At 64.3% G+C, this 21701-nt stretch carries 25 protein-coding genes; 20 read left to right on the forward strand and 5 right to left on the reverse strand.

Features of this window, described 5'->3' with window-relative positions; translation table 11 throughout:
* Nucleotides 1-123: 123 nt before the first annotated feature.
* Complete coding sequence (locus RCI06_RS10105; protein ID WP_306575957.1) at nucleotides 124-1047, reverse strand: spore surface glycoprotein BclB; 924 nt, start codon at nucleotides 1045-1047, stop codon at nucleotides 124-126.
* A gap of 313 nt (nucleotides 1048-1360) precedes the next feature.
* Here RCI06_RS10105 and RCI06_RS10110 point away from each other — a divergent pair, with 313 nt between their 5' ends.
* The 14 genes from RCI06_RS10110 to RCI06_RS10175 all read left to right on the forward strand — a co-directional run bounded on the left by RCI06_RS10110 (nucleotide 1361) and on the right by RCI06_RS10175 (nucleotide 15709).
* Nucleotides 1361-2638 (forward strand): ABC transporter substrate-binding protein, encoded by a 1278-nt coding sequence (locus RCI06_RS10110; protein ID WP_276872692.1) that lies wholly within the window; start codon nucleotides 1361-1363, stop codon nucleotides 2636-2638.
* A gap of 157 nt (nucleotides 2639-2795) precedes the next feature.
* Nucleotides 2796-3671, forward strand: a complete 876-nt coding sequence (locus RCI06_RS10115) for a branched-chain amino acid ABC transporter permease (protein ID WP_158595723.1) — start codon at nucleotides 2796-2798, stop codon at nucleotides 3669-3671.
* Nucleotides 3672-3686: 15 nt separating this feature from the next.
* On the forward strand, nucleotides 3687-4655 hold the full coding sequence (locus RCI06_RS10120) for a branched-chain amino acid ABC transporter permease (protein ID WP_121587626.1): 969 nt from the start codon (nucleotides 3687-3689) through the stop codon (nucleotides 4653-4655).
* Nucleotides 4656-4676: 21 nt separating this feature from the next.
* Nucleotides 4677-5411, forward strand: coding sequence for an ABC transporter ATP-binding protein (locus RCI06_RS10125; protein WP_101553284.1), 735 nt, complete (start codon nucleotides 4677-4679; stop codon nucleotides 5409-5411).
* Nucleotides 5392-6102 carry an ABC transporter ATP-binding protein gene (locus RCI06_RS10130; protein ID WP_306575962.1) on the forward strand — a complete coding sequence of 237 codons (711 nt, stop codon included), beginning with the start codon at nucleotides 5392-5394 and terminating at the stop codon, nucleotides 6100-6102. The genes RCI06_RS10125 and RCI06_RS10130 overlap by 20 nt, the downstream gene beginning before the upstream one ends.
* 29 nt (nucleotides 6103-6131) lie before the next feature.
* Nucleotides 6132-7157, forward strand: a complete 1026-nt coding sequence (locus tag RCI06_RS10135; protein ID WP_306575965.1) for a DUF2804 domain-containing protein — start codon at nucleotides 6132-6134, stop codon at nucleotides 7155-7157.
* Nucleotides 7158-7170: 13 nt separating this feature from the next.
* Nucleotides 7171-8229, forward strand: a complete 1059-nt coding sequence (locus tag RCI06_RS10140) for a DUF2804 domain-containing protein (protein WP_306575967.1) — start codon at nucleotides 7171-7173, stop codon at nucleotides 8227-8229.
* A gap of 37 nt (nucleotides 8230-8266) precedes the next feature.
* Nucleotides 8267-8839 carry a glycerol-3-phosphate responsive antiterminator gene (locus RCI06_RS10145; RefSeq protein ID WP_101552679.1) on the forward strand — a complete coding sequence of 191 codons (573 nt, stop codon included), beginning with the start codon at nucleotides 8267-8269 and terminating at the stop codon, nucleotides 8837-8839.
* Between the two features lie 163 nt (nucleotides 8840-9002).
* Nucleotides 9003-10454: an NAD(P)/FAD-dependent oxidoreductase gene (locus RCI06_RS10150; protein WP_306575969.1), complete on the forward strand. Its 1452-nt coding sequence runs from the start codon at nucleotides 9003-9005 to the stop codon at nucleotides 10452-10454.
* Complete coding sequence (locus RCI06_RS10155) at nucleotides 10447-11706, forward strand: NAD(P)/FAD-dependent oxidoreductase (protein ID WP_373690854.1); 1260 nt, start codon at nucleotides 10447-10449, stop codon at nucleotides 11704-11706. Before RCI06_RS10150 ends, RCI06_RS10155 begins: the two co-directional genes overlap by 8 nt.
* Entirely contained in the window at nucleotides 11703-12104 is a 402-nt protein-coding gene (locus RCI06_RS10160; RefSeq protein ID WP_101552673.1) for a DUF1667 domain-containing protein, read from the forward strand. Before RCI06_RS10155 ends, RCI06_RS10160 begins: the two co-directional genes overlap by 4 nt.
* On the forward strand, nucleotides 12101-13591 hold the full coding sequence (gene glpK, locus RCI06_RS10165) for a glycerol kinase GlpK (protein ID WP_256152564.1): 1491 nt from the start codon (nucleotides 12101-12103) through the stop codon (nucleotides 13589-13591). Before RCI06_RS10160 ends, glpK begins: the two co-directional genes overlap by 4 nt.
* Nucleotides 13592-13766: 175 nt before the next feature.
* Nucleotides 13767-14021: a DUF6870 family protein gene (locus RCI06_RS10170; protein ID WP_276872676.1), complete on the forward strand. Its 255-nt coding sequence runs from the start codon at nucleotides 13767-13769 to the stop codon at nucleotides 14019-14021.
* Between the two features lie 53 nt (nucleotides 14022-14074).
* Complete coding sequence (locus tag RCI06_RS10175) at nucleotides 14075-15709, forward strand: recombinase family protein (protein ID WP_306575974.1); 1635 nt, start codon at nucleotides 14075-14077, stop codon at nucleotides 15707-15709.
* Between the two features lie 13 nt (nucleotides 15710-15722).
* Here the strand turns inward: RCI06_RS10175 and RCI06_RS14370 are convergent, their stop codons facing one another.
* The gene (locus RCI06_RS14370) at nucleotides 15723-17432 is read right to left on the reverse strand and encodes an isocitrate/isopropylmalate family dehydrogenase (RefSeq protein WP_373690855.1); all 1710 of its coding nucleotides are present in this window, start codon (nucleotides 17430-17432) and stop codon (nucleotides 15723-15725) included.
* A gap of 212 nt (nucleotides 17433-17644) precedes the next feature.
* On the opposite strand from RCI06_RS14370, the gene RCI06_RS10190 reads away from it, so the two are divergent.
* The 5 genes from RCI06_RS10190 (at nucleotide 17645) to RCI06_RS10210 (ending at nucleotide 20520) form a co-directional block, all read left to right on the forward strand.
* Nucleotides 17645-17893, forward strand: a complete 249-nt coding sequence (locus RCI06_RS10190) for an aconitase family protein (RefSeq protein WP_306575976.1) — start codon at nucleotides 17645-17647, stop codon at nucleotides 17891-17893.
* The gene (leuD, locus tag RCI06_RS10195; RefSeq protein WP_306575979.1) at nucleotides 17890-18375 is read left to right on the forward strand and encodes a 3-isopropylmalate dehydratase small subunit; all 486 of its coding nucleotides are present in this window, start codon (nucleotides 17890-17892) and stop codon (nucleotides 18373-18375) included. Before RCI06_RS10190 ends, leuD begins: the two co-directional genes overlap by 4 nt.
* Before the next feature lie 89 nt (nucleotides 18376-18464).
* Nucleotides 18465-19019, forward strand: coding sequence for a chromate transporter (locus tag RCI06_RS10200; RefSeq protein WP_306575981.1), 555 nt, complete (start codon nucleotides 18465-18467; stop codon nucleotides 19017-19019).
* On the forward strand, nucleotides 19016-19543 hold the full coding sequence (locus tag RCI06_RS10205) for a chromate transporter (protein WP_276873799.1): 528 nt from the start codon (nucleotides 19016-19018) through the stop codon (nucleotides 19541-19543). Before RCI06_RS10200 ends, RCI06_RS10205 begins: the two co-directional genes overlap by 4 nt.
* 17 nt (nucleotides 19544-19560) lie before the next feature.
* A complete protein-coding gene (locus RCI06_RS10210; protein ID WP_306575982.1) occupies nucleotides 19561-20520 on the forward strand; it encodes a D-2-hydroxyacid dehydrogenase in 960 nt (319 codons plus the stop codon).
* Nucleotides 20521-20584: 64 nt separating this feature from the next.
* Here RCI06_RS10210 and RCI06_RS10215 read toward each other — a convergent pair whose 3' ends face one another.
* Genes RCI06_RS10215 through RCI06_RS10225 form a run of 3 tightly spaced genes read right to left on the reverse strand, consistent with a single transcriptional unit; the run spans nucleotide 20585 to nucleotide 21077 of the window.
* Nucleotides 20585-20707, reverse strand: coding sequence for a hypothetical protein (locus tag RCI06_RS10215; protein ID WP_306575985.1), 123 nt, complete (start codon nucleotides 20705-20707; stop codon nucleotides 20585-20587).
* An 11-nt stretch (nucleotides 20708-20718) separates the two neighbouring features.
* The gene (locus tag RCI06_RS10220; protein ID WP_158595612.1) at nucleotides 20719-20889 is read right to left on the reverse strand and encodes a hypothetical protein; all 171 of its coding nucleotides are present in this window, start codon (nucleotides 20887-20889) and stop codon (nucleotides 20719-20721) included.
* Between the two features lie 14 nt (nucleotides 20890-20903).
* Complete coding sequence (locus RCI06_RS10225) at nucleotides 20904-21077, reverse strand: hypothetical protein (RefSeq protein ID WP_172439284.1); 174 nt, start codon at nucleotides 21075-21077, stop codon at nucleotides 20904-20906.
* Between the two features lie 249 nt (nucleotides 21078-21326).
* Here RCI06_RS10225 and RCI06_RS10230 point away from each other — a divergent pair, with 249 nt between their 5' ends.
* Entirely contained in the window at nucleotides 21327-21581 is a 255-nt protein-coding gene (locus RCI06_RS10230; protein ID WP_101552654.1) for a hypothetical protein, read from the forward strand.
* Nucleotides 21582-21701 lie beyond the last annotated feature (120 nt).

Here is a 21701-nt window from a genome sequence, read left to right on the forward strand (position 1 = left end):
CTTTGGGGCGGCGCGCCTCTGTATGTCCGGAAAAGACCAAAAAGCCCGCGCCGCCCCAAAGGGCGGCGCGGGCCGCGTCTGCGCCCTGTGGGGGCGGAGACGGAAAGCGGGAGGAAGGGCTGGTCAGTCGCCGAGGCGGATGACCGTGAGGGTCAGGTCCCTGCCGGTGAAGCCGGCCCCGCTGGCGACGACGTTGAGGTTTACCGGAGTGGCCGTCACCTGGAAGGGGACGCTGAAGGTCAGCTCCGCGGTCTCCCCGGTGGCGGTAAAGGTGTGCCGGGCCGTTCCCCCGGTGACGGCCGCGCCGTTCTGGTTGAGGGTCGTCAGCAGGGTCGTGGGGATCGTGGTGCCGGCGTCGGCCGTAAAGGAGCCGCTGAAGGACGCCTGGTAGATGCCGGGCCGGCTGATCACCACGTCGGTGCTGCCCGCGGTATGGGAGATCGCGGTGCCCGAGACGAGCGGGTTGTCGGTGAAGGCGAGCGCGCCGCCCGCGGCGGTCGGCTGGGCGGTGGGGTCCACCGTGGCCAGCACCTCGGGGGTCCCGCCGCCGCCCGGCTCCCCGCGCGGGATGACAAAGTCGAAGACGGCGTCCTCGTCGGAGCCCGAGTTGGTGACCTGGGCTTCGGTGCCGGGGTCGCCGGTGGTCACGGTGCCGATCCGGATGGTCGCGGCCGCGCCCGTGGGCCCGGTCTCTCCGGTGGCTCCGGTCTCTCCGGTGGCTCCGGTCTCTCCGGTGGCGCCGGTTTCACCGGTCGCGCCCGTCGCGCCGACAGCGCCCGCTTCGCCGGCGGGGCCGGTCGCTCCGGTGGGTCCGGTCGCTCCGGTGGGGCCCGTCGGTCCTGTCGGCCCGGTGGGCCCGGTCGCGCCGTTGCCGCCCGGCTGTCCCTGCGGGCCCTGCGGTCCGGCGGGGCCTTCCGGCCCCTGGTCGCCCCGGGGCCCCTGGTCGCCCCGTTCGCCGGCGGCTCCGGTTGCACCGGTTGCGCCGGTGGGTGCGGGCCGGTCTGCACAACCGGCCGTTTTCCGGGAAAGGCCGGTCATAAATTCCATTTTCGGCCCTGCGGCCGCGAAGAGCGTATTACGGAGATCGGCGTCAGCGGCGTCCAACCGGGATTTGTATAAACATGGAAATTTTCCTATCAAAATCTGACGAATTATTCTTTCGCAATTTGTGGGATTGAATAAACATCACAAAATATGATTGACGCAGGCGGAAAAACCGGATAGTATGATAAAGACAAGAGAATACTAGTAAATTTCACGTAGAGAGTTAAGAGAACGAGAAATTTGCCTTACCTTTGGTATTGCAAATTTTTCGTTTTTTTTATTGCTGAAAATGCTGCAATACAAAGGAGGAAAAGAAATGTCAAAGGCGAAAAGAATCCTGGCCGTACTGCTGAGCGCCTGCTTGGCGACAGGGCTGTTCTATGGGTGCGGCGACGAGGGAGCGACGCAGCCCGACGCTGCGAATCCCCCGGCCGCGGGCGGCTCCGCGGAGGACGGGGAGCTCCCGCCGCTCAAAATCGGCATGGTCACCCAGCTGACCGGACCGAACGCGTTCGGAGGGCACGAGTACCAGTACGGCGCGGAGATGGCGCTTGAGCACATCGGGGGCGAGATCAACGGCCGCAAAATCGAAATGGTCTTTGCCGACGGCCCCACCCAGGACGCCACCCTCTCCGAATTTGAACGCCTTTACAACGACGGCGTGCGCGTCTTCATCAGCGGCTACGGCTGCATCGCGGACCGCACCTTCGCCACGATGGCGGACGACATGCAGGCGCTCTACCTGTCGCTTGCGTGGGACGCCGACCTGCTCCAGGGCCCCAGCACCTATTTCTTCCGCGGCGGCGCGAACGTCGACGATTTCTCCAGGGGCGCGATGATGCAGGCCATCGACATCGGCAAGACCTTCCTCGGGAAGGACGCCAAGGACCTGAAGGTCGCGCTGCTCTACACCACGAGGCTTCAGCACGTCGCGAACCCGATGCTTGAGACGGCGGAGGCCAACGGCGTCCAGGTGGTCATCAACGAGGGCTATCCGGACACCAACAAGGACTTCATGCCGATCATCACCAAGCTGCAGAACACCGATTACGACATCCTGATCCCGATCCAGGGGACCCCGGACGGGACGCTCTTCCTCAAGAAGATCCACGAGCTCAACTACCGGCCGAAGGTCATCCTCGCCGGCGGCATCTTCTACGACACCCCCAACTTCTCCGACCTCGGCAACGAGATCACCAACGGCATCCTGACCCAGTCGTACACCAACCCGTCGATCTCCGAGGACGCGGCCCCCGGCATCACCAAGTTCAAGGAGGACTTTGAGGCGGAGTACGGGCACAAGCCCCTCGCGCACGCCCTGCAGGCCTACGGCGGCATGAACGTCTATTTCGAGTGCCTCAAGAAGGTCGATCCAAAGGACTGGGACGACACCGCCAAGCTCGCCGCGGCGATGAAGAGCCTGGACTTCGAGGAGGGCAAGCTCCCCTGGTACTGGGGCATCAAATGGGATGAGTTCAACAGCAACACCCGTGCCGGACAGATGGTCATCAGCGAATGGATGGACGGGGACATGTATGCGGTGTATCCCGATTTCCTGCGGACGAAAGACCCTGTGATCCCCTGGGAGCAGTAATCCCGGGAACCCTCCGGAAAGCCCTTGTCCATACCTTCGTGCGGCAGGGGCTTTCCCTTTGGCCCTTCATAACCGGCCCCTGTCATTCCTTCGCGCGGACGGGGGCCGGCCCAAATCCCGAACATCAGCCGGCGCGCGCGGCGGAATGGAGTACCACATGGGCGTATCGGCTTATATCAATATCATTCTCAATGGAATCTGCGTCGGCGGCATGTACGGGCTGATGTCCAGCGCCTTCACATTCCAGGTTGGCTCCCTGCGCATGGTCAACTTTACCTACGGCGCATGTATCATGCTTTCGATGTACCTGACCTTCTTCTTCATCCGGATGGTCAACGCGCCGGTCATCCTGGCGGCCCTCGGGGTCATCGTCATCAACTTTGCGATCGGCTGGCTGATGCGGAAGACCCTTTTAAAACGAATCGACGAGGGCATGAACATCCTGACGACGATGGGCCTTCAGCTCGTCATCATGAACCTCGTGCTCTTTTTCTTCACCTCCTATCCGAGGGACCTGGCCGTCTTTGAAAAGCGCATCTACTTCACCCCGAAGATCAGCGTGGGCATCATCCAGCTCGCCTGCTTCGTCATGGCCGGGGTGATCCTCGTGAGCTTTCAGCTCTTCCTCAACAAGACCTGGACCGGGCGGGCGATCCGCGCCGTCGTCCAGAACCGGGACGTCGCCGGGCTGATGGGGATCAACAGCGAGCGCACCCTCGACCTGGCCTTCTCGCTGAGCTTCATCCTGATCGGCGTCGCGGGCATGATGCTGATGACCATGTTCACCGTCGAGCCGAACTTCGGCGACTACATCACGCTGATCGGCTTCGTCATCTGCATCACCGCCGGGCTGAACAACCTGACCGGCGCCTTCATCACCGGCGTGCTGGTCGGCGTCCTCTCGGCGCTCATCTCTGGCGTGCTCGGCACCGCCTACCACGATCCGATGCTCTTCGGCCTCTTTGTGGTCGTGCTGCTCGTGCGGCCCTACGGGCTTTTCAACAAACGCAAAAACGCCGTGCGCAACATTTAGAAAGGAGGAGTCACAATGAGCCAGTCCAAATTTAAAATCGACAAAAAAGTCATCCTGTACCTCCTCCTTTTGGCCGCGGCGCTCCTGTTTCCGATGGCGGCCAACCGGCGGGTGCTCAACATCGCGATCATCACGCTGATGTACGTCACCCTCGGGGAGTCCTGGAACCTGCTCTCCGGCATGTCCGGCCTCTTCTCGATCGCGCACGCGCTCTTTTTCGGGCTCGGCGTCTACGGCATGACGATCACCACCAACCGCCTGGGGATGGGCCTGTTCGCGGGGGTCGTCATGGGGCTGGTCGTCAACACCCTGATGGCCCTGCTGGTGGGCGTGATCGCCTCCAAGCTGTCCGGGCTCTACTTCACCATGGCCCTCATCGGGCTGCACCAGACGGTCTATTCCCTCTCGATCCAGCTTATCGACCTCACGGGCGGCAGCATGGGCATCTCGATGCCGCGGGAATACCTCTTCAGCAAGACCCAGCAGTACTACATGGTCCTCACCCTCGCGGTCGCCTCGATGCTCTTCTATGTGTTTATCCGGAGAAGCCGCATCGGCACCAACTTCGTGGCGCTCAAGGAAAACCCCGACCTGGCGCGCGCGCTCGGTTCCAACATCGGGAACTGGCGGATCCTGGCGACCGTGTTCAGCGCCCTGATGGCTTCGCTCGCCGGCTCCTTCTACGCGCTTTACCTGATGTCCAACAACACCGAGGTCTTCAACGCGTCGATCTCGCTCAAGATCATCATGGTGGTCATCGTCGGCGGCATGGGATATGTGTGGGGCCCGGTTTTGGGCTCGTCGATGATCGTGCTCGACGAACTGGTCCGCGGAATGATGCCGAGCAGGTTCGCGCCTTTCTCGGTGGTGATCTACGCCGGCGTCCTGATTATCATGGCGCTCCTCAAGCCGGCGGGCATCATCAGCTTCTTCCAGAGAGACGAAAAGAAAACGCCGGCCAAAAAAGAGCGCGCGACGACCTGAGCCGGAAAGGAGCTGCTGCAAATGTTTTTCAAACTCGAAAATTCGACGATCGCTTTCGGCGGGCTGGTCGCGAACAAAAATGTCACCGCCGAGGTGGAAAAGGGCCAGATCGTCGGGCTGATCGGCCCGAACGGCGCGGGCAAATCCACCATGTTCAAGTCGATCTCCGGCTTCAACAAGATCGACAGCGGAACGATCCGCTTCAAGGACCGGGACATCACCAAACTCGGGCCGGTCGAGGTCTGCCGCGCGGGGATCGCCTGCACCTTCCAGAAGGCGCAGTCGTTTGCCGGGATGACGCTGGAGGAGTCGGTGCTGGTGGGCGCCTACCTGCGCCGCAAGCGCAAGAAGGACGCGCTGCCGTTTGCCCATGAGATGATCCGCTTCGTCGGGCTCGAGGGCAAGGAGCAGGTCAAGATCCCCCGGCTCAACATGTTCGAGCGCAAAAAGGCGGAGCTCGCGGCGGCGCTGGCCACCGAGCCCGAGATGCTGCTGCTCGACGAGCTGTTCGCGGGGCTGGTCCCCACCGAGGTCGAGATGATGCTCGAGCTGGTGAAAAAGGTCAACGGGGAGCTCGGCATCGCGCTGTTCATCGTGGAGCATGTGCTGCGGGTCATCATGAGCCTGTGCGAAAAGGTGTATGTGCTGGAATACGGCGAGATCATCGCCTCCGGCTCCCCGCAGGTGATTTCCTCGGACGAACGCGTCATAAAAGCTTATTTGGGAGAGGATTACGATGTTGCTGACGATCAATAACCTGGACGTAACGTTGGGCGGCCTGCAAATTTTGCAGGACGTCAGCCTGCATGTCGACGAGGGCGAGCTGGTCGTCGTCGTGGGGGCGAACGGGACCGGCAAATCGACCCTGCTGCGCAGCATCTCCGGCATGAACCCGATCGCGGGCGGGGAGATCCTTTTCTGCGGCGAAAAAATCACCGGGCTGCCCTCCAGCCTGATCGCGCGCAAGGGCCTCTGCATGGTCCCCGAAGGGCGGCAGCTCTTCCCCGAGCTCTCCGCGCGGGACAATCTGCTGATCGGGGCCTACCCCTACCGCAAGGACAAGGCGCGCGTGCAGAAGAATCTGGATTTCGCCTACCAGATGTTCCCCGCGATCCGGAAATACGAGGACCGGATGGCCAACACCTTTTCCGGCGGCGAGCAGCAGATGATCAGCATCGCGCGCGGGCTGATGAGCGAACCGAAGCTCATGATGATCGACGAGATGTCCCTCGGGCTCGCGCCGATGATCATCGCCGACCTCTTCAAGGTCATCAAGCGGCTCAACGCCCAGGGGATCAGCATCCTGCTCGTCGAGCAGAACGCCCGCCAGGCCCTGCGGATCGCCGACCGCGCCTACGTCATGGAAAACGGCCGGATGGTGATGGAGGGCTCCGGGAAGGAGCTGCTCGAAAACGAGCACGTCAAGGTCGCCTACCTCGGGATGTAGGGAAAGCGGCGGAATGAAGGAGGTTCTTCATGCAGCATGAGATTACGAAACCCCATCCCCTCCTGGACGGGGACGGAAACCTGATCGAAGCGGGCTGGTGCCGCGCGCCGATTCTCGCCTACAACCGGGAGGCGATCCGGTTCCCGCGGGAGGAGATCCGGGAATGGGACTACTACTTCGCCGGGAACGACCGCTACGGCCTGGGCTTCTCCACGGCCAGCGTCGGCAGCCTGCACCGCCTGTCGGTCAACTTCATGGATTTCCAAAACAACATCCAGGCGAACGACACCGCCTTCTGCACGCCGGAGGAGAGCGTCCTGCGCTCGCCGCCGACCTCGGACGGCCCGCTGCATTTCTCCTGGAACGGCGCGGAGAGCCGGTACCTCCGGAACGGCGGGGAGACCCGGCTGAAGGTCGTTTTCCCCAACCTGCTGGACGGGGAGACCCTCGACGCCGACCTGCGCCTCGAAATGCCCGGGGGGGACACCACCGTCGTCGTCATCCCCTTCGGGGACGCGCCGGGGATGTTCTACTACAACCACAAGGTCAACTGCATCCGCGTCTCGGGCGGCTTTACCCTCGGCGGGCTGCACTACGATTTCGACGGGCGGGACGCCTACTCGGTCATGGACTGGGGACGCGGGGTCTGGCCCCGCCGGAACCAGTGGTACTGGGGAAGCGCCAGCGGCCGGATCGGCGGGAGGCCGTTCGGGTTCAACATCGGCTACGGGTTCGGGGACACCTCCGCCGCCACCGAGAACATGGTCGTCTACGACGGCGTGATGCATAAGCTGGAAGAGGTGTCCTTCCTGATCCCCGACGGGGAGGCCTCTTTTATGAAGCCGTGGAAGTTCACCTCCTCCGACAGCCGGTTCGAGATGGATTTCACGCCGGTCCTGGACCGCCACTCCAACCCGCCTCCGGGCGCCCAATACGGCTCGGACCAGCACCAGGTGTTCGGGTATTTCACCGGCCGGGCGGTCCTGGACGACGGGACCGCGCTCCCGGTGGAACGGCTGTTCGGATTCGCGGAAAAAGTGGTCAACCGCTGGTAGACAGGAGGAGCAGATGCAGCACGAAATTTTAACGCGGCACGATCTCTTAAAGCCCGACGGGACGCTGGTGGAGGCGGGCTGGTCCCGCGCCCCCCGCCTGCGCTACAACCCGGAGAACATCCGGTTCCCGAAGGAGCTCTTCAAGGAATGGCACTACTATTTCGCCGGGGACGATCACTACGGGCTCGGATTTTCGATGGCCAACATGGGGGCTTTTCACCGGCTGTCGGTCAGCTTCATGGACTACCGGGAAAACCGGCAGGTCAACGAGATGGCCTTCTGCCCGGCGGAAAGCAGCGTCCTGTCCCCGCCGCGCACCTCGTGGGAGGACGTGCGGTTCCAAAACGAACGCGCAGTGGGCGAGTACCGCTATTCCGGCAGGCAAATGGCGCTGAACGTCCGCTTCGAGGATTTCAGCGGCGCGGACCCGCTCGAGGCGGAGCTGGCGCTCGAGTTCCCGGAGGGGGACATCTGCGAGCACGCCTTCCCCTTCGCGGAGGAGCCGGGGCTGTTCTTCTACTGCCACAAGGTCCCCTGCATCCGCGTGAGCGGCGGGTTTCGGCTGGGCGGGCTTTCCTACCGCTATGACCCGTCGCGCGCCTTTGCCGTCCAGGACTGGGGCCGCGGGGTCTGGCCGGAGCACAGCACCCCCTGCTGGGGGAGCGCGGGCGGGGTGGTCGGCGGCAGGCTGTTCGGCTTCAACATCGGCAGCCGGTACGGCGACACCTCCGCCGCCACCGAAAATGTTCTCTTTTACGGCGGCAGGGCGCATAAACTGGAAGAGGTGGACTTTGTCATCCAGGACGACGAGACCGCCTTCTCCAAGCCGTGGACCTTCCGCTCCTCCGACGGGCGGTTTGAGATGACCATGGACGCGGTGCTCGACCGCCATTCCAGCGCGCCCGCGGGGATCCGCTACGGGGCGGAGCAGCACCAGGCGTTCGGATATTATTCCGGGACGGCGGTGCTGGACGACGGCACGCCGCTGAAGATCGACCGGCTCTTCGGCTTCGCGGAAAAGGTGGTCAACGACTGGCCGTTCTCCGGTGGGAAACGGGAGGCCTGCGGGTGACCGGCGGGCCGGTACCATATGGAAGGAGGGTGGCGAGATGCTTGGAAAGAAGGAATTCTTGGAGGCGCTGCGGGACAGCCCGGTGATCGCCGCGGTCAAAAACCCCGAAGGGCTCCAAAACTGCCTGACGAGCGACTGCTCGATCGCGTTTGTACTCTATGGGGATATGCTGAATATCGCCGGAATCGTGGCGCAGCTGAAGGAGGCGGGGAAACTGGCGTTCGTCCACATCGACCTGGTGGACGGCCTCACCTCGCAGGACGTGGTGGTGGATTTCATCGCGAAGAACACCTGCGCCGACGGCATCATCTCCACCAAGCACTCCCTCGTGCGGCACGCCAAGGGCTGCGGCCTGCTGACGGTGCAGCGGTTTTTTGTCCTGGATTCCATGGCGCTTTTCAACATCGGCAGGCAGCTGGCGACCGCCGAGGCCGACGCCGTGGAGATCCTCCCGGGCGTCATGCCCAAGGTGATCCGCAAGATTTCCGGAAGCACCGACAAGCCGATCATCGCCGGCGGGCTGATCAGCGACAAGGAGGACGTGATCAACGCGCTGGCCGCCGGGGCGGTCTCGGTCTCCTCCACCCAGAGGGCGATCTGGTTCCTGTAGCGGGCCGTCCCGGCCTGAAAAGAAGAAATGCTGCAAGAGTTTTAGAGTACGGCAGAAGGGCGCTGGAGACAGCGCCGGATGTCGTGCTCTCTTTTTCTGCACCGCGGCGCGGACGGGCGCCGGGGACCAATTTATGCCGGTAGAGCGGCGAAAGGAGCTTACCATGTTAGATGTTGCAATCATCGGGGGCGGAATCGTGGGCGCCGCGTGCGCGTATGAGCTGTCGCGGTACCGGCTTTCCGTGGCGGTTCTCGAGCGGGAAAACGACGTGGCCTGCGGCACCACAAAGGCGAACAGCGCCATCCTGCACGCGGGATACGACCCGCCTCCGGGCACCCTGATGGCGCGGCTCAACGTAGAGGGGGTCCGTCTCGCGGAGGAGCTCTGCCGGAAGCTGGACGTTCCCTACCGCCAATGCGGCTCGCTCGTGGCGGCTTTTTCCGGGGAGGACGCCGGATTGCTGCGGACGCTCTATTCGCGCGGCGTGGAAAACGGCGTCCCCGGCCTGTCGCTGCTCGACGCCGCGCAGGTAAGAAACCTCGAACCGAACCTGTCCCCCGAGGTGGTGGGCGCGCTCTACGCGCCGACCGCGGCGATTGTAAACCCCTGGGAATACGCCCTCGCGCTGGCCGAGACCGCCGTGCGCAACGGCGTTTCGCTTCACCTGAACGCGGACGTGACGGCGATCCGGCGCTGCGAGGGCGGCTTTGAACTGGACACGGCGGCCGGGCGCTTTTGGGCGCGGTATGTCCTGAACGCGGCGGGCCTTTACAGCGACGAGGTGCACAACATGGCCGCCGCGCCGGCCTTCCGCATCCACCCCGACCGGGGGGAATACTACCTGCTCGACAAAAGCGAGGGGGAGCGGGTCAGCCATGTCGTCTTCCAATGCCCGACCAGGGCGGGCAAGGGGACGCTGGTGGCCCCCACGGTGCACGGCAACCTGATCGTGGGTCCCAACAACGAGCCCCCCCGGGAACGGGACGATACCGCGACGACCGCCGGGGGGCTGGAAGAGGTCATGCGCCTTGCGCGCAAATCGGTGCCCTCCATCAACTTCCGGGAATCGATCCGCAATTTTGCCGGGGTGCGCGCGGCGGCGGACGGCGCCGACGACTTTATCATCGCGGAGGCGGCGGACGCCCCCGGCCTGATCGACATCGCGGGGATCAAATCCCCCGGCCTTTCCGCTGCGCCGGCGATCGCGCGCATGGCGGCGGAGCTGCTGGAGGGCTGCGGCCTGCGGCTCGTCAAAAAGGATTTCTTTATCGACACCCGCCGCAGGGTGCGCTTCAAGGAGCTGACCTGCGAGGAGAAGGCGCGGTTGACGGAGGAGAACCCGGCTTACGGCAGGGTGATCTGCCGCTGCGAGACCATCACCGAGGGAGAGATTCTCGACGCGCTGCGCGGCCCGATTCCCCCCTGCTCGGTCGACGGGGTCAAGCGGCGCTGCAACGCGGGGATGGGCCGCTGCCAGGGCGGCTTCTGCGGGCCGAGGGTCTTCGAGCTGCTGGCGAGGGAGCGGGGGCTCCCTCCGGAGGAGATCCTGCAGGACCGCGCGGGGTCCTATATCATAACGGGAAAAACCAAGATGGGGGGTGCGGGCCTTGTATGATCTGGTGGTGATCGGCGGCGGCCCGGCCGGGCTGGCGGCCGCGGTGCAGGCATACCGGGAGGGACTCGAAAGGGTCCTGATCCTCGAGCGCGACCGCGAGCTCGGCGGGATTCTGAACCAGTGCATCCACAACGGGTTCGGGCTTCATTACTTCAAGGAGGAGCTGACCGGGCCGGAATACGCCCAGCGGTTTGTCGAGATGCTGCGGGACACGCGGATCGAGGTGCGCTCGGACACCATGGTGCTCGAAATCACGCCCGACCGCAGGGTGCACACCGTCAGCAGGGCGGACGGCTACCGCGTTCTCGAGGCGAAGGCGGTGATCCTGGCGATGGGATGCCGGGAGCGCACCCGCGGCGCGGTGGCGATCCCCGGCACCCGCCCGGCGGGCATATTCACGGCGGGCACGGCGCAGCGCTATTTGAACATCGAGGGCTATATGGTGGGCAGGCGGGTGCTGATCCTCGGCTCGGGGGACATCGGGCTGATCATGGCGCGCCGCATGACGCTCGAGGGCGCGAAGGTGCTGGCCTGCGTCGAGCTGATGCCCTATTCGGGCGGACTTACCCGCAACATCGTCCAGTGCCTGCACGATTACGATATCCCGCTCTACCTCTCCCACACGATCGTCGACATCCAGGGCGGCAGGCGGGTGGAGCGCGCGGTGGTCGCGCGGGTGGACGAAGACCGCAGACCCGTCCCGGGGACGGAAATGACCTTTGACTGCGACACGATCCTGCTTTCGGTGGGCCTCATCCCCGAAAACGAGCTGACCCGGCGTGCGGGGATCGAAATCGACCGCAGGACGAACGGGGCGGTGGTCTATGAGAACATGGAGACCTCGATGCCCGGCGTGTTCGCCTGCGGCAACGTGGTACATGTGCACGACCTGGTCGACTTTGTCACGGCGGAGGGGCAGCGCGCGGGCGCGGCGGCCGCCGCGTATGTCAGGAAGGGCGCGCGCGCCGGGGGGAGCGTCACCGAGGTCCGCGCGGGCGGCGGGGTGAGCTATACGGTGCCGCAGCGCATCCGGATAGACGCAGCGGGGGAGCGCACCGAGCTGTTTTTCCGGGTGAACCGGGTCTGCGGGGCCAGCACGGTCGAGGTCGACGCGGACGGAAATCGAATCGCCGGGTTCCCCCGCGAACGGCTGGCCCCCGGCGAAATGGAGCGGATCACGCTTCCCAGACAGCTGCTGGAAAGGGCGGCCGGGAAGGATTTGACGGTATCGATCAAGGAGGCGCAAACATGAAAGAGCTGACCTGCATTGTCTGTCCGAAGGGCTGCCGCCTGCGCGTGGATGAGGAAAACGGCTTCACCGTGACCGGAAACGCCTGCCCGCGCGGCGCGGAATACGGGCGCGCGGAGCTGACCAACCCCACGCGCGTGCTGACCTCCACCGTCTGCGTCTCGGGCGGCGCGCATCCGCGCTGCCCGGTCAAGACCGACGGCCCGCTCCCAAAAGGGAAGCTGTTTGAAGCGATGGCGCTTCTCGACGGCATACGGCTGAAGGCCCCCGTTTCGCTGGGGCAGGTGGTCGTGCGCAACGTCTGCGGGACGGGCGTGAACATTGTGGCGACGCGCAGCCTGCCCGCCCGCCCGCTGGAATCCGCGCGGCCGTCCGCCGCCGGCAGGGAGGAGATCGCATGAGCCGCTATATTTTGTCCCTCGACCAGGGGACCACCAGCTCGCGGGCGATCCTCTTCGACGCCGAGCAGAACATCGTCGGGCTCGCCCAGAAGGAGTTCACCCAGTATTATCCCCGCCAGGGCTGGGTGGAACACGACCCGATGGAGATTTACGCGTCGCAGTACGCGGTGATGAGCGAGGTCATCACCCAAAACGACGTGGACGTGCGGGACATCGCGGCGATCGGCGTCACCAACCAGCGGGAGACGACCATCCTGTGGGAGCGGGACACCGGCAGGCCGATCTACAACGCGATCGTCTGGCAGTGCCGCCGCACGGCGGACATGATCGGGGAGCTGCTGGACCGGGGCCTCGGGGAGACCATACGGGAAAAAACCGGGCTCATTCCCGACGCCTATTTTTCCGGGACAAAGATCAAATGGATCCTTGACCACGTGCCGGGCGCGCGCGAGCGCGCCGAGCGGGGGGAGATCCTGTTCGGGACGGTCGACAGCTGGCTGATCTGGAGGCTGACCGACAAGACGGTCCATGTGACCGACTATACCAACGCCTCCCGCACGATGCTCTATAACATCCACACGCTCGACTGGGACGACGCCCTGCTGGAGGCGCTCGACATCCCGCGCGCGATGCTGCCGCGGGTCTGCGGCTCCAGCGAGGTTTACGGGTATACCGTGCTCCAGGGGACGAAGATCCCGATCGCCGGCATCGCGGGCGACCAGCAGGCGGCGCTGTTCGGGCAGGGCTGCTTTGAAGCGGGGGACGCCAAAAACACCTACGGGACCGGCTGCTTCCTGCTGATGAACACGGGGGAGACCGCCTGCGAGAGCAAAAACGGACTGCTGACGACGATTGCGATCGGGCTGGGCGGAAAGGTCCAGTACGCGCTGGAGGGCAGCGTGTTTGTCGGCGGCGCGGTCATCCAGTGGCTGCGGGACGAGATGCGCTTCTTCAACGAGAGCTGCGACGCGGAATACTACGCCCAAAAGGTGAAGGACACCGGAGGGGTGTACCTCGTGCCGGCCTTCACCGGTCTCGGCGCGCCCTATTGGGATATGTATGCGCGCGGCTGCATCATGGGGATCACGCGCGGGACCAAACGGGAGCATCTGATCCGCGCGGCGCAGGAGTCGATCGCCTACCAGAGCCTGGAGCTGGTCGAGGCGATGGAACGGGACACCGGCCGCCGGATCTCCGAGCTCTGCGTGGACGGCGGCGCGAGCCGCGACCGGTTCCTGATGCAGTTTCAGGCGGACATCTTGAATAAGCAGGTGCGCCGCCCGATGATCCGGGAGACCACCGCGCTCGGCGCGGCCTATCTCGCGGGCCTCGCCGTCGGGGTGTGGAGCGGGACGGAGGAACTGAAGAGCCTCTGGCGGTGCGACGTCACGTTCGAACCGGATATGGAGGAACCCCGCAGGGCCGCGCTGCTCGCCGGATGGCGCAAGGCCGTGGACAGAAGCCGCGGATGGGCCGACCGCCTGTAGCCGGGCGAAGGAAAATGCCGCGCCGTCCTATGCTCCGACGGCGGCGGATCAAATCCAAAAGGGCCGCTCAACTCGCAAGAGTTGAGCGGCCCTTTCTCTGGCGTGCCGCCAAATACGCGGGGACATGCAAGGAAAGGCCGTGCCGGGCATAGCAATTAGGCGAGGGGGGAGGCCATTGACTCGCGCCGAACTTGACGCCATGCGCCGCGCGGACATTCGGGACCAGGAGATCTCCGGGCTTGCAGAGCTTGCGGACGTTTGGACGGACGCTTCCCGGCCGCCCGCCGGGAGGCTGGAACGCCTGATCGAACGGACGGGCAATCCCTATTGCTTCCTGGTGGACGGCGTCCCGGTCAAAATCAGCTTCAGCGATGAAAACAGGACGCTGAAGGAGGCGCTTTTACACTACCTTGCACACGGGGACCCCTGAACGGCGGGCCGGGTATTTGGGCGTGCGGCCGCGCGGGGGAGAGGGGAGGCGTTATGTCCCGGCGATATGCGGAAAAAAAGGATTTGGAAACGGCGGCGGAATGGCCGACGGGAATCTACCTGAGGCTTTCCCGCGAAGACGGGAACGACGAGAGCTACAGCATCGCCAATCAGCGCCGGTGGCTGCTCGATTACATTGCCGGCCATGAGGACCTGAAGCTCCATAAAATCTATGTTGACGACGGCGTCAGCGGGACGAGCGAGGACGAGCGCGCCGGCTTCCGGGAGCTGCTGGAAGACATCTATGGCGGGAAAATCAATTGCGTCCTGGTAAAGGACCTGTCCCGTCCCTTCCGCAACAGCGCCGACCAGACGCGCTTTCTGGAGGAGACGCGGGTCCGGTACAACGTGCGCTTTATCTCGACCCGGCTCCCGTTCATCGATACCTACCGGCACCCGGAGACCTTAAACATGCTGTCCATCGGTTTTCAGGGCATGATGAACGAGAACCACTGCCGGGAGACGAGCCTCAAGGTCCGCGACGTCTTCGACGTCAAACGAAAAAAAGGGCAGTTTATCGGGGCGTTTGCCCCGTACGGTTACGGGAAGGACCCGGACGACAGAAACCACCTGGTGGTCGATCCCGAGGCGGCGGAGGTGGTGCGGGAAATTTTCAGGTGGTACTGCAAAGGCCTCAGCAAGGAGGGGATCACGAGGAGGCTCAACGGGCTCGGCTATCCGAGCCCCGCGGAATACAAACGGCGGAAGGGCCTCAAGTATCAAAACCCGCATGACAAATACCACAGTTCCCTCTGGACCCAGCGGACGGTCTATGAAATCCTGCGCAATCAAATGTACCTGGGGCACATGGTCCAGGGGAAGCAAAGGGTCCGGTCGTACAAGGTGCACGAACGTGTGAGCCTGCCGGAGGAAGATTGGTATGTCGTCAAAGACACGCACGAGCCGGTCATCGACGGGGAGACGTTTCGGACCGTTCAGCGGCTGCTGCAAAAAAACACGCGGACGCCGCCCCGGCAGGGGGAATTGCACCTGCTGTCCGGCTTTGTATTCTGCGCCGACTGCCAAAAGGCCATGCACCGGAAAACATCCAAGGAGCTCGCCTACTACTGCTGCCGGACGAACCGGCAGTCGAAGGACGGCTGTACGCCCCACTCGATCCGGGAGCAGCGCCTGTGCGGCGTCATTTTGAAGGCGGTCCAAATGCAGGTGGACCTGGCGGACGGCCTGGCCGGCCTTGCGGAAGAGGCGGGCCGCGCCTCAAAACCGGATTGCCGACAGGACCGGCTTCAGGCCCTGCTGAGCCAGGGCGCGGAGGAACTCGAAAAGCGGAAGGGCTATCTGAAATCCTTATATACCGATATGAAGGACGGTTTGCTCTCGCAGACGGAGTATCTGGACTATAAGAGCTCCTTCGAGTCGGAAGTTGACGCGCTCCAAAAGGAAATCAGCCGGCTGAAAGAGGAAGGAGCCGTATGTGAAAGAGAACCGGCGCGGGACGATTCGCGCCTTGAACGGTTTAAAAGGACCCGGCAGCTTCAAGCCCTGGATCGGGACATTCTGGCTGAGCTTGTCAATAAGGTGTATGTCCATGCAAACGGCCGGGTGGAAATTCAGTTCCGTTTCCGTGACCCATATGAACAGATTCTGGGCCTGGAGCATGGCGGTTGAGCGGGGGGCGTGATCACCGGAGAGCACGCCGCACGGAAGACGGTTGTGCAGAAAGGAATGCACCGGTCGGTCCGGTGGGCCCGGTCGCGCCGGTAGCCCCGGTTCCCGTGGCCCCGGTTGCGCCGGTCGGCCCGGTGGGACCCGTGGGTCCGGTCACGCCGGTGGGTCCGGTCGCGCCGCGGGGGATGGTGAAGTCCAGGACGTGCGTCGGCCCGCCGGTGACGTCCACGACCGAGGCCGGGGTCCCGGGCTCGGAGGTGGTGGTGTTGCGGATGACGATATTCTCGGCCGCGCCGGTTTCTCCGGTGGGGCCTGTGGGGCCGGTCGGCCCGGTGGGTCCGGTCGGTCCGGTGGGACCCGTCGCGCCGGTGACCGAAAGTCCGGTAGCGCCCGTCGCGCCGGTGGCGCCTGTCGCGCCCGTGGGCCCGGTCGGCCCTGTGGGGCCGGTCGCGCCGGTCGAACCGGTGACGGAGACGCCCGTGGGACCGGTGGGCCCGGTCGCGCCCGTCGCGCCCGTCGGTCCGACGGGGCCTATGATGCCGACGCCCGTCGCGCCGGTCGCGCCAGTGGGTCCGGCGGGCCCGGTCGAACCGGTCGCGCCGGTGGGCCCGGTGACGCCGATGGGGCCCTGCGGCCCAATCGGTCCCTGCGGTCCGATCGGCCCGGTGGGCCCGGTGATTCCCGTCGGGCAGGGACAGGGCGGCGGGCAGGGCGGAACCGGAGGAGGACAGGGCGGGATGGGCGGAGGACAAGGCGGAACCGGAGGACGGCAGTTACAGATCCGTTCCTCCGGGAAGATAGGGTTCAAGAATCGATTGTTAGCCATAGATGAAGCCTCCAAAACAAATCGGGCAGTTGCCCATACCAGCATATGCCGTCCGGCCGCGTCCGGTGCCGGGAGGAGGCGCCGCGGGAGGCGGGGCAGAATGAAAAACGGGTGCAAAAAAGGGCCCGGACGCAGGAGGCGTCCGGGCCTGACATTTAATTTTTCGGGAAGCCGGCAAATGGGAAAAAACAGCCCATCCGGATTAAGCAAGCAGTCGGCGGATCGCCCGCCCCATTTCCGCCGTCCCGGCAGTGCCGTCCAGGTCGGGGGTAACGGCGGACTTATCGTCCAGCACGGCCTCCGCTGCTTCCTGGATTTCCCGCGCGGCCTGGACGGCCTGCGGGTCGCGTTTTTTTTGCTGAGCCAGGAGAGCATCATCTGCGCGGACATGATCATTGCGAAGGGGTTGGCGATCCCTTTGCCGGCGATGTCGGGCGCGGAACCGTGGGTGGCCTGTGCCATGCAGTAGTCGGGTCCCACGTAGAGCCCCGCGGCCATGCCGAGGCCGCCGACGAGCCCCGCCGCCTCGTCGGAGAGGATGTCGCCGAACATGTTGGTGGTGACCACCACGTCGTAGTCCTGGGGATCCATCAGCATCTTCATGGCGAAGGTGTCGACGACGACCGTCTCGAGCGTGATGTCCGGATAGTTCCGGGCCACCTCACGGCAGGCGTCGAGGAAAAGCCCGCACCCGAGCTTGAAGACGGTGTTCTTGTGGACGGCGGTCAGCATGAGCCGTTTGCCGACGTTTTTGAAGTTTTTGACGTCGAGGGACGCCTCAAGGTTTTTGATGTACTTGCTCAACGCGGGCTGGGAGAGGTAGAGGGACTGTGCGGCCTTGGAGAGGTTCTGGTGCTCCTGGATTGCGAGAACGTAACGCAGCTCTTTCAGTGTCAAGCGACCGCCTCCTAAAATTTCATGATAAAAAGTTATGATTCATATGAGGATTAAATATTAGACAAATCAGTGGTTATAGGATACAGTAAAAACGAAAATAGTCAATTTGTCAAAAAAAGTTCGCCCGCGGCCGCCCCGGCGGCCCCTTCGCAGAAGGCCGCTCCCGCGGCCCCGGACGCACTGGAGGGCTTCCCGGCAAACAGGTCTAGGTCGTGACCCACTCGGGCGTCTACCGCGTGCTGCTCGAGGCGGGCGCGCAAATCCTGCCCCCCTGCTGCGGGCCCTGCGCCGGCATCCACGGGGGCCTCATTGCGGATGGGGAGACGGTGGTCTCCACCACCAACCGCAACGCGGCGGGCCGCATGGGCGGCGGCAGGGGAAAAATCTACATCGCATCCCCGCTGGTGGCGGCCTGTTCGGCGCTGGAGGGGTATCTTACGGCGGGAGGTGACGCGGAATGATCGAAGGAAGAGCGCAGCTGCTCGGGGACAACGTCAGCGGCGACCAGATCATCGGCGGGCAGTACCTCGGCGGCGGCGCGCCGCCGGAGGAGTTGGCGGGGCACCTCTTCGAATCGTGCAGGCCCGACCTGGCGCAGAGCCTGCAGCCGAAGGATATTCTCGTGGCGGGGGAAAATTTCGGCTGCGGCTCCTCCCGGGAGCAGATTCTGCTGGTGATGAAGGCGGCGGGCATCCGCTGTGTGGTCGCGCGCTCCTTCAGCCGCAATTTTTACCGGGGCGGCGTGAACCTGGACATCCTCACGATTGTCTGTGCGCCGCGGGTCGAGGAGTACGACCGCTTGACGGTGGACGTCGAGGCGGGTATCATAAGTATGGACGGGAGGGGGGACTACCCTTTCCCGGCCTTTCCCGTCCAGCTGGCCGGGCTTGTGCGCGCGGGAGGGCTGATTCCCTATTACAAGGCGCATGGCGGCCTGGACTGAACCGGCCGCCGCAAAAAACGGGCGGACGGGATTCTCCCGCCTCAAAAGGGCGGGGGAATCCCTGCGCGCGTCGAAAGGACGGGGGTGGGGTGTTGGATGCAAGGCGCGAGCTTCCCAGGCCGCTCTGCTGTTTCCTGCTGCTCTTTAAGATCGGGCTCTTCACCTTTGGGGGCGGCTGGAGCATCGTGGCGCAGCTCCAGAGGGAATTCGTCGACAAGCGCGGCTGGATCTCCAAGGAGGACCTGCTGGATATCGTGTCGGTGGGACGGTCGTTCCCCGGCATCATGGTCATCAACATCGCCGTAATGTTCGGCTACCACGTGGGCGGGGTGCCGCTCGGCGTCATCGCCGCCGTGGGCGTGGCCGCGCCCTCCGTCGCCGTGCTGTCGGTGGTCACGGTCTTCTACGAGCAGTTCCGCCGCAACATTTATATCGCGCGCGCCATGGTCGGCGTGCGCGCCGCCGTCGTGCCGATCATCCTCTCCGCGGCCGCCGGCCTGCGCTCCATCGCCATCCAGGAGAAGGTCCAGTACGGGATCGTGCTGGGGGGCTTTCTGATCTGCCTTTTCCTTCCGATCAACAACATCCTCGTGGTGCTGCTCGGCGCGGCCGCGGGGCTCATGCTCAGGGGGGTGCGGGGATGATCTGCTTGCAGCTCTACTGGAGCTACCTCAAGATCGGCTTTTGCAGCTTCGGCGGCCTGTCGATGATCCCCTTCATCAACCAGGAGATGCTTGCTCACCACTGGATGACGATGGAGCAGCTCTCGGACATCGTGGCGATCGCGGAGATGACGCCCGGTTCCCTCGGCATCAACTGCGCGACCTTCGTCGGCATCCAGGTGGCGGGCCTGCCGGGCGCGATCGCCACCACGCTCGGGGTGATGACCCCCTCCCTCACCGTCTGCATGCTCGCCTGCCACTTTATGGTCAAGTTCCGGCAGAACCGGTTCCTGCAGAACGCGCTCTACGGCGTCCGCCCGGTATGCATCGGCATGATCCTCGCGGTCGCCGTCCCGCTCGGGCAGGCAAACTATTTTTTAAACGGCGCGCCGCTCTGGCCGGCGGTCGTCATCGGGGCGGCGGCGGGGGCGCTGCTGCTTGCAAAGAGAAGCATTCCCACCGTCATTCTGGCGGGGGCGCTGCTCGGCCTTGTGCTGGTCAGATAACGATAAGGAGGCAGGTTATGAAAATCGTGGTGCTGGACGGATATACCGAAAACCCCGGCGACCTGAGCTGGGAGGGCCTGGAGGCACTCGGCGAGCTGACGGTCTACGACCGCACGCCGCCTGAGCTGGTCCGGGAACGGATCGGGGACGCCGAGGCGGTCTACACCAACAAGGTCCCGCTCCCGCGGGAGGTCATCGAGGACTGTTCCGCGCTCCGGTTTATCGGCGTGCTGGCGACCGGCTACAACGTCGTGGACGTCGCCGCCGCGCGGGAGCGCGGCATCCCCGTCTGCAACGTCCCCACCTACGGGACCGCCGCCGTCGGGCAGTATGCGATCGCGATGCTGCTCGAAATCTGCCACCATGTGGCCCATCACAGCGAGGCGGTGCACGCCGGGCGCTGGCAACAGGGTCCCGACTGGTGCTTTTGGGACTATCCGCTGATCGAGCTGGACGGCAAGACGATGGGGATCATCGGCTTTGGGCGGATCGGCCGGGCGACCGGGAAGATCGCTAAGGCGATGGGGATGCGGGTGCTCGCGTACGATGCGTTCCCCTGCGACGAGGGACGCGCCCTCGGGGAATACGTCCCGCTGGACGTCCTCCTGGCGGATTCGGACGTGATCGCTCTGCACTGCCCGCTCTTTCCGAAGACGCGCGGGATCATCAACCGGGAGAGCATCGCGAAGATGAAGGACGGGGTGATCCTTCTGAACAATTCGCGCGGCCCGCTCATCGTGGAGGAGGACCTCGCCGCCGCGCTGAACAGCGGGAAGGTGTACGCCGCGGGGCTGGACGTGGTGTCAGACGAGCCCATCCGCGCGGACAATCCGCTCCTCAGCGCGAAGAACTGCCTGATTACCCCGCATATCTCCTGGGCGCCCAGGGAGAGCCGACGGCGGCTGATGGACGTGGCCGTGGAGAACCTGCGGGCGTTTCTGGCGGGCCGCCCGGTCAACGTCGTGAACAAAGAATGAAAAAAAGCCGTCCCCCATGCGGGGACGGCTTTTTGACAAAAAAAGAACGGGGCCGCGGCCCCGTTCAGCAGATCACGCTTCGGATGTCGTTTTCCCCGCCGCCGGTCTCTTCGCCGTTGAGGTAGCCGACGAGGTAGCTTTCCAGCTCATCATAGTGGATGGGATAGTACTCCAGGGGCTGATCCATCGAATTCCCCCTCAGTCGTAGTCGCTGAGCAGCTCCTGCGCACAGGCCTGCAGCTCGGGGAAGCTGTGAAGGCTTTTGGCCTGCCAGCTCACCGCGTCGCGCACGCCGTCGGGCAGGGCGGCGAAAAACCGGTGCGCCCTGCCGTCCTGTGCGATCAGGTCGTAAAGATCGCTTGTCTGCATGCTGCCGCCTCCGCTCATGGTGTAAAGTGCTCCGCCAGCTGGCGCATGCGTTCGTCGGTGATGCCGACGACGCTGCCCTGGTAGGAGCGCGTGGAGCCGAACCGCTGGGACAGCGCCCGGAGGTCCTGTTCCGACAGGACTGTCCGCCGGGGTTCGGGAGGGATCTTCTGGTTCAAAGGCTGTTCCATTTTAATCACCTCGGCATTATTGTCTGCAATTTCTGCGAAATGATCAGAGGGAACCGATGGGCGCGCAGGAAAATCCAAACGAAAAAAGAAACGGACGGCGTGGCGGCCGGCCGTTTTTCGCATAGGATGGCATTAAGAGGAAATCGCGAAAAAACGCGGTCCTTTCGCCGCCCGGCAAAAGCGCGGGCCGGTCCCGCCGCGCGGCGGGGATTGGCCTGATCCGGCAAAGCCGGGCGCATGGAGGTTTTTATGCAGAATCGTCAACCCGGCCAGACGCCCCAGCGCCAGGCCATGCGGCAGCCCCGCCAGCAGCAGACGGCACAGCGGCAGATGGGGCCGCGGCAGATGTCCCGGCCATCCGGGCGCCCGCAGCAGATGAACCGAGGCGCGGCGCAGAACGGGAACGGGAACCGGCCGAAGGGCATCCTGGGGAACCTGCTGAATATGCAGGATCCCATCGGGTCGCTCAACAAGATCGTTTCGATCTTCAAGCTGCTCGGCTGACCGGATGAAAACAAAGCGGAAGGCGCCCCGCCATGGCGGGGGCCGTGCCCCCGTTGAGCAGTTTTGGGGGGTTTTTTATAGGTGCTTTTGAGTGTAGGCCCAGCCCAGGCAGGGGTATGT

It is taken from the genome of Anaerotruncus massiliensis (ex Togo et al. 2026), from assembly GCF_030825285.1.
Taxonomy (GTDB): Bacteria; Bacillota; Clostridia; order Oscillospirales; family Ruminococcaceae; genus Anaerotruncus; species Anaerotruncus massiliensis.